The 7,127-nt window shown below is 66.4% G+C and carries 6 protein-coding genes; 2 read left to right on the plus strand and 4 right to left on the minus strand.

Features of this window, described 5'->3' with window-relative positions; all coding sequences use genetic code 11:
• Positions 1–84 precede the first annotated feature (84 nt).
• Positions 85–711 (minus strand): Lrp/AsnC family transcriptional regulator, encoded by a 627-nt coding sequence (locus FKP22_RS16055; RefSeq protein WP_141288470.1) that lies wholly within the window; start codon positions 709–711, stop codon positions 85–87.
• A gap of 176 nt (positions 712–887) precedes the next feature.
• Here FKP22_RS16055 and FKP22_RS16060 point away from each other — a divergent pair, with 176 nt between their 5' ends.
• A complete protein-coding gene (locus FKP22_RS16060) occupies positions 888–4,448 on the plus strand; it encodes an indolepyruvate ferredoxin oxidoreductase family protein (protein WP_141288471.1) in 3,561 nt (1,186 codons plus the stop codon).
• A gap of 10 nt (positions 4,449–4,458) precedes the next feature.
• Here the strand turns inward: FKP22_RS16060 and FKP22_RS16065 are convergent, their stop codons facing one another.
• Positions 4,459–4,755 (minus strand): type II toxin-antitoxin system RelE/ParE family toxin, encoded by a 297-nt coding sequence (locus FKP22_RS16065; protein ID WP_170200926.1) that lies wholly within the window; start codon positions 4,753–4,755, stop codon positions 4,459–4,461.
• Positions 4,752–4,976 carry an addiction module protein gene (locus FKP22_RS16070; RefSeq protein ID WP_141288473.1) on the minus strand — a complete coding sequence of 75 codons (225 nt, stop codon included), beginning with the start codon at positions 4,974–4,976 and terminating at the stop codon, positions 4,752–4,754. Before FKP22_RS16070 ends, FKP22_RS16065 begins: the two co-directional genes overlap by 4 nt.
• 221 nt (positions 4,977–5,197) lie before the next feature.
• Here FKP22_RS16070 and FKP22_RS16075 point away from each other — a divergent pair, with 221 nt between their 5' ends.
• On the plus strand, positions 5,198–5,644 hold the full coding sequence (locus FKP22_RS16075; RefSeq protein WP_141288474.1) for an SRPBCC family protein: 447 nt from the start codon (positions 5,198–5,200) through the stop codon (positions 5,642–5,644).
• Between the two features lie 72 nt (positions 5,645–5,716).
• Here the strand turns inward: FKP22_RS16075 and FKP22_RS32135 are convergent.
• Positions 5,717–7,127: hypothetical protein (locus tag FKP22_RS32135; protein WP_170200927.1), on the minus strand; the 1,411-nt coding region annotated here is incomplete at its 5' end.

The following is a 7,127-nucleotide window of genomic DNA, read 5'->3' on the forward strand; positions in this document are numbered from 1 at the left end:
CCAGGTTGACGGCCGGCAGCGCGTCGGCAGCCTGGGCGCCGGCCGCTAGCAGGAGCAGCGCTGCAGTGACGAAGGTGCGAAGCATCACGTGCTCCCGCGCCGGCCTTCGCCGGGCATCAGGTGGCCCAGCGGCAGCGCGGCGCTGGACTTGATCTCGCCCAGCGAGAAGCTGGTGTGCAGGTCCTTCACGTTGGGCAGCTTGAACAGCGTGTCCATGGTCCAGCGGGAGTAGGCGTCCAGGTCGGTCACCAGCACCTGCAGCTCGAAGGTACCGGCGCCGCTGATGTAGTGGCAGGCGATGACCTCGGGCAGTTCGCGGATGGCGGCTTCGAGCGCGCGCATGGACTCGGCGTTGTCGCGCTCGGTGTCCACCCGCACGAAGGCCAGCACGCCCAGGCCGATGCGGCGGCGGTCGATCTCGGCGCGGTAGCCGGTGATCACGCCGATCTGCTCCAGCCGTTTGACGCGCCGCCAGGTGGGCGCGGCAGACAGGCCGATGGCGGCCGCCAGTTCGGCGTTGGACTGGCGCGCGTCGCGCTGCAGTTCGCCCAGCAGCAGCACGTCGTAGCGGTCCAGCGCGGCCAGGCCTTGCGGCAGCGTGACGGGGGCTGCGCGCTCGTCTGCTGCGGCCTCGTCAGTCGCGGCAGTCTTCCCAAGGGTTTTCCCTTGAATCCTCGTTTTGGGAAATCTGGATTCTTCTTTGACACTCATGGCGAAAGATTGTTGCGCGGTGGCGCACGACATGGCAATCGAAAGAAAGCACTTCTCGCACGCTTCTTCCTACACTGACGGCACCGCCCGAGGCTTCGGCGCGCCTGGCCACAAGCCACCCGCGCGCCCAGCCACCGCTCAAGCCACCGGACCCGCCGGCCCAGGAGACACGCAGCATGAACGCCCCGCTACCCGACTCGATTCGCAAGGCCCTGGAATCGGTCTCGCTGGAGGACAAGTACGCGCTGCCCACCGGCCGCGCCTTCATGAGCGGCGTGCAGGCCCTCGTGCGGCTGCCCATGCTGCAGCGCACCCGGGACGTGATGGCCGGCCTGAACACCGCCGGCTTCATCAGCGGCTACCGCGGCTCGCCGCTGGGCGGCTATGACCAGGCGCTCTGGGCGGCCAAGAAGCACCTGGAGAAGCAGCACATCGTCTTCCAGCCAGGCGTGAACGAGGAACTCGGCGCCACCGCCGTGTGGGGCACGCAGCAGCTGGACCTGTTCCCCGAGAAGGCCAAGTACGACGGCGTGTTCGGCCTCTGGTACGGCAAGGGCCCGGGCGTGGACCGCAGCCTGGACGTGTTCAAACACGCCAACATGGCCGGCACCAGCAAGCACGGCGGCGTGATCGCCATCGCAGCGGACGACCACGTCAGCAAGAGCTCCACCGCGCCGCACCAGAGCGACCACGTCTTCAAGGCCTGCGGCTTCCCGACCTTCTTCCCCAGCAGCGTGCAGGAAATCCTGGACATGGGGCTGCATGCGTTTGCGATGAGCCGCTTCTCCGGCGTGTGGACCGGCATGAAGACCATCCAGGAAGTGGTCGAATCCGCCGGCACGGTGGACGTGTCGCCGGACCGCGTGAAGATCCTCCTGCCCGAAGACTTCCAGATGCCGCCGGGCGGCCTGCACATCCGCTGGCCGGACGCGCCGCTGGAGCAGGAAGCACGGCTGATGGACTACAAGTGGTACGCGGCGCTGGCCTATGTGCGGGCCAACAAGCTGAACTACAACGTGGTGGCCACGCCGCACGACCGCTTCGGCATCGTCGCCTCCGGCAAGGCCTACAACGACATGCGCCAGGCGCTGCACGACCTGGGGCTGGACGACGACACCTGCCGCGCTCTGGGCATCCGCGTGCACAAGGTCAACGTGGTCTGGCCGCTGGAAGCCACCATCACGCGAGACTTCGCGCAGGGGCTGCAGGAGATCCTGGTCGTCGAGGAAAAGCGCCAGGTCATCGAATACCAGCTGAAGGAAGAGCTCTACAACTGGCGCGGCGACGTGCGGCCCAACGTGATCGGCAAGTTCGAGGAAGCCGAGGGTGACCTCTCCGGCGGCGAGTGGAGCCGGCCCAACCCCAGCGAGCACTGGCTGCTGCGCGCCAAGGCCGACCTGACGCCGGCCATCATCGCCAAGGCGATTGCCAAGCGCCTTAAAAAATTGGGCGTGCCGGACGACATCGCCGCGCGCATGGACCGCCGCATCGAAACCATTGCTGCCAAGGAGCGCGAGCTGGCCGCGCTGGAGATCAAGACCGGCGACCGCACGCCCTGGTTCTGCTCCGGCTGCCCGCACAACACCAGCACCCGCGTGCCCGAGGGCTCGCGCGCGGTGGCCGGCATCGGCTGCCACTACATGGTCAGCTGGATGCCGGGGCGCAATACAGAGACCTTTACCCAGATGGGCGGCGAAGGCGTGCCCTGGGTGGGCCAGGCGCCGTTCACCAACGAGCAGCACATCTTCGCCAACCTGGGCGACGGCACCTACTTCCACTCCGGCTTGCTGGCGATCCGCCAGAGCATTGCCGCGGGCGTGAACATCACCTACAAGGTGCTCTACAACGACGCGGTGGCGATGACAGGCGGCCAGCGCGTGGGCGAGCGGGCCGAGGGCCACACCGTCATCCAGATCATGAACAGCCTGAAGTCCGAAGGCGTGACCAAGCTGGTCATCGTGACGGACGAGCCGGAGAAGTACGACGGCGTGGCGCTGGCCGAAGGCGTGACGGTGCACCACCGCGATGAGCTGGACCGCATCCAGCGCGAGTTCCGCGAGATCAAGGGCACCACGGCCATCATCTACGACCAGACCTGCGCCACCGAAAAGCGCCGCCGCCGTAAGCGCGGCACCATGGCCGACGTGGAGCAGCGCGTGGTCATCAACGAGCTGGTCTGCGAAGGCTGCGGCGACTGCTCGGTGCAGAGCAATTGCGTCTCGGTCGAGCCGCTGGAAACCGAGTTCGGCCGCAAGCGCCAGATCAACCAGAACAGCTGCAACAAGGACTTCTCCTGCGTGAAGGGCTTCTGCCCCAGCTTCGTCACCGTGGAAGGCGGCAAACTGAAGAAGCCCAAGGCCGACAAGCGCGCCAGCCTCACCAGCCTGCCGCCGCTGCCCGAGCCGACGCTGCCGCTCGCGGAAACCGCCTGGGGCATCGTCGTGGCCGGCGTGGGCGGCACCGGTGTCATCACCATCGGCCAGCTGCTGGGCATGGCAGCCCACATCGAAGGCAAGGGCGTGATCACGCAGGACGCCGCCGGTCTCGCGCAAAAGGGCGGCGCCACCTGGAGCCATGTGCAGATCGCGCAGACGGCAGAAGCCATCTACACCACCAAGGTCGACACCGCGAAGGCCGACCTGGTGATCGGCTGCGATGCGATCGTCACCGCCAGCAAGACGACGCTGAGCGTGCTGCACCCGCAGCGCAGCTTCGTGGCCATGAACAACCATCGCACGCCCACCGCCAGCTTCGTCACCGACACCGAATGGACCTTCCCGGCGGGAGAGTGCGAAGCGGCCGTGGCCGGCGCGGTGGACCCGGCGAACTTCGTGTCGTTCGACGCCGAGGAAGTCTCGGTCAAGCTGCTGGGCGACTCGATCTACACCAACCCGCTGATGCTGGGTTACGCCTGGCAGAAGGGGCGAATTCCGCTCACGCACGCTTCGCTGATGCGCGCGATGGAGTTGAACGCCGTGCAGATCGACAACAACAAGGCCGCCTTCGAATGGGGCCGCCGCTGCGCGCACGACCTGGCCGAGGTGCAGTCGCTGTACACCGCTGCGCAGGTCATCCAGTTCGTCAAGAAGCCCTCAGTCGAGGAACTGGTCAAGCGCCGCGTGGAGTTCCTCAGCGCCTACCAGAACGAGGCCTACGCCGCGCAGTACAGCGCGTTCGTGGACCACGTGCGCCAAGCCGAAGCGCCACTGAGCAGCACGCGCCTGACCGAAGCCGTGGCGCGCTACCTGTTCAAGCTGATGGCCTACAAGGACGAGTACGAAGTCGCCCGCCTGCACACCGACGCAGCCTTCACCAACAAGATCGCCACGATGTTCGAAGGCGATGTGAAGCTGGTGCACCACCTCGCGCCGCCGCTGTTCTCCAAGAAGAACGACCACGGCGAACTCATCAAGCAACGCTTCGGCCCGTGGGTGCGCAAAGCCTTCGGCACGCTGCGCCACCTCAAGGCCTTGCGCGGCACCGCCTTCGACCCGTTTGGCCACACCGAAGAGCGCCGCACCGAACGCGCGCTGATCGGCGAATACCGTGAGTGCATCGAGGAACTGCTGCGCGGCCTGAATGCGCAGACGCTGCCCAGCGCCATCGAGATCGCCCGCATCCCGGAGGACATCCGCGGCTACGGGCACGTCAAGGCGAAGCACCTGGCGGCGGCGCGCAAGAAGTGGGATGAGCTGATGGCGCGCTGGCGCCAGGGTGGGTTGGCGAAGGCGGCTTGAAGGGCTTGCCTCAGGTCCGGTCACCCCAGTAACCGGGCTCGCGGTTCTGGTGCGCAATGGCGAATATTTGAGGCCCCATGATTTCATCCTCTTCATACACCACGGTGTAAGGAAAGCGATCGAAGTGGTAGACGCGAAGGCCATCTTCACCGTGCGGCCCACGCCGCTGGTTCTCGATGAGTAGATCTCGCACGCGCTCGTACTCTGCAAGGAAGGCCAATGCGATCATTCGGCTTGCGTGCGTGGCGTAGTAAACGGCTGCGTCGCCGAGCTCTGCCTCGGCTTCGGGATGAATCGAGTAACTCACGCGAGCCGTGCTCTGACGCGCTCCAAAGCTTCGTCGCCAGGAATCATCGCCACCTTGCCGTTTCGGACTTCCTCTCGCCGACGCAGCGCAAGGCTCATCCAAGCCTTCTGCGCGCTTGACTTCGGTTCAAAACTGGCAATCAGCAACTCAAGAATCCGGGCCCGCTCCTCGGCCGGAAGGTCAAGGACTTCCGCTGCTAGATCGTGGGCGGGAATGGTCATGATGCCTCCGGGTTGGTGCCTAGGCACAAGCATGCCACACCTCCGAGAGCCGCACAGCCCCCGTCGGCGCCGACAACATCCGGGTTCAGTTGCGGGGTTCTCGATCTCAGGCCTGTCGAAATTGCAAGCGCCCAATCGTCGTGCAGAGACGAGCAGTTCGCCACAATCGTTCTGCCTCCGATCCCACCAGCTCCTCACTTCATCCCCAAAGGAAACGACTCATGACCACCAGTGCCGTCAAACTCCACCGTGTCCTTCGCTGCAAGCCCGAGAAGCTCTACCGCGCCTTCCTGGAACCTGCCGCCATGGCCAAGTGGCTGCCGCCTTACGGCTTCACCTGCCAGGTCCACCACATGGACGCGCGCGTGGGTGGCGACTTCAAGATGTCGTTCCACAACTTCGGGTCCGGCAACGGCCACAGCTTTGGCGGTGAGTACCTGGAACTGGTGCCGAACGAACGCCTGCGCTACAACGACCGTTTCGACGACCCGAACCTGCCGGGCACGATGGAAGTCACCGTGGTGCTGAAGCCGGTGATCTGCGGCACCGAGCTCGACATCGTGCAGGACGGCATCCCAGACGTCATTCCACTGGAGATGTGCTACCTGGGCTGGCAGGAGTCGCTGGAACAGCTGGCACGGCTGGTGGAACCGGAGATTCCGGGTTGACGCAGGCACAGCGCCCGACTCGGCGAAAGGCTTCGCCAGGCTCAGCCCAAACTGTTGGCGCGATGTCGCCCCTCAGCCCGCAATCGAAAACAGCACCGAGCGGTTGATGGCGTAGACCGCGCCGTCGGCGCCGATGGCCGTGGGCGTGTAGGCCTCGCCGAGGCCGCCGGTGAGCCTGATGCGCTGGCTCAGGGTGTTGGTGGCCAGGTCCCAGCGGTAGAGCACGCCGTCTTCGCTATTGACCAGCAGCGAGTGCGTCAGCGGGTCCACGGCCACGGTGTTGACGCACCATTCCTTGACCGCTGCGGAGCCCGGGTTCTCGGGCGTCACGCCCAGCACGGTGATGACCTCGCGCATCACCGGCACGCCGGAGATCGGATCGGTCTGCGTGGCGTTCGGGTCCAGCACGGCCATGCGGTTCAGGCCGTCGCCCGTGCCGGCATTGAGGTAGTTGTTGTACTTGACGGCCAGCAGGTAGCTGGAGCTGCCGGTGTAGCCGCCCACGATGCTCGCCGGCACGAGGGAGGCCGTGTCGTCCCAGCCGAAGCTGCCCGGAACCTTGGTGGTGGCCAGCGTGCTGTCGAAATGCAGCAGCCAGCCGCGGTAGTTGTGCTGGCCCTGGCTGGACTCCAGCACGCCGATGTAGACGTCGCCGTCCGTGCCGATGGTCGGTGAGGCCGTTGAGTCGTCGCTCACCTGGGCCTTGTCGCCGGTTTGCGGGTCCAGCAATGCCACGCGGGCACGCGGCGCCAGAGTGGTGCTGTCCAGCGCCACCAGCACGCCATGCTGGGACCATCCGGCAGAGACCGCGTTGGCCAGCACGTACACGGTCGCCAGGTCGGGTGACAGCGCGGGCGCGCAATTCATGGCGGGCTTGACGACGCTGGCGTCGCCCGAGACATCGGCCGCGGCGATCCACCGCCCCTGGCCATCGGCGCCAATGCGCGCAAAGCCGCTGACCAGGCCCGCCGGGTTGCCGGCATTTGCGACGAACCCGAAGAAGGCGTTGCCTGCCGCATCGACGGTGATCGGCGTGTTGATGAAGACGGCAGCATCGAGCTGGGCCGAAGCCGCGGCGTAGGCAGCGCTGCCGTAGAACACCAGCGGCTGCAGGGCACCCTGCGCCGAGTCCGCCGCATCGCGCACATAGACCTTGCCACCCGCGCCAGGCACGAACAGGCGGTTGCTGCGCGACAGCGCCAGGTGGAAGCCCGGCATCCAGTGATGCGCGGGCACGGCGTAGTCGGTGTCGGCCGACCAGAGCAGCGTGCCGGTGGCGCCGGACCGGGCCTCGACCCGGAAGCCGCTGGTGGCCTGGGTCTTCACCGGCACCAGCACCGTGTTGTTGGACGTGATGACGGGCGAGCCGTAGTGCACCAGCAAGGTCTCGCCCTGGTACTGCGGCATCAGGTCCACCGGCGTGGACCAGGCAATGCGGTTCAGGTCCTGCGTCGCAATGGCGCCCTCGCCAGGGGCCACGATA

The organism is Ideonella azotifigens (assembly GCF_006519715.1).
GTDB lineage: Bacteria > Pseudomonadota > Gammaproteobacteria > Burkholderiales > Burkholderiaceae_C > Ideonella > Ideonella azotifigens.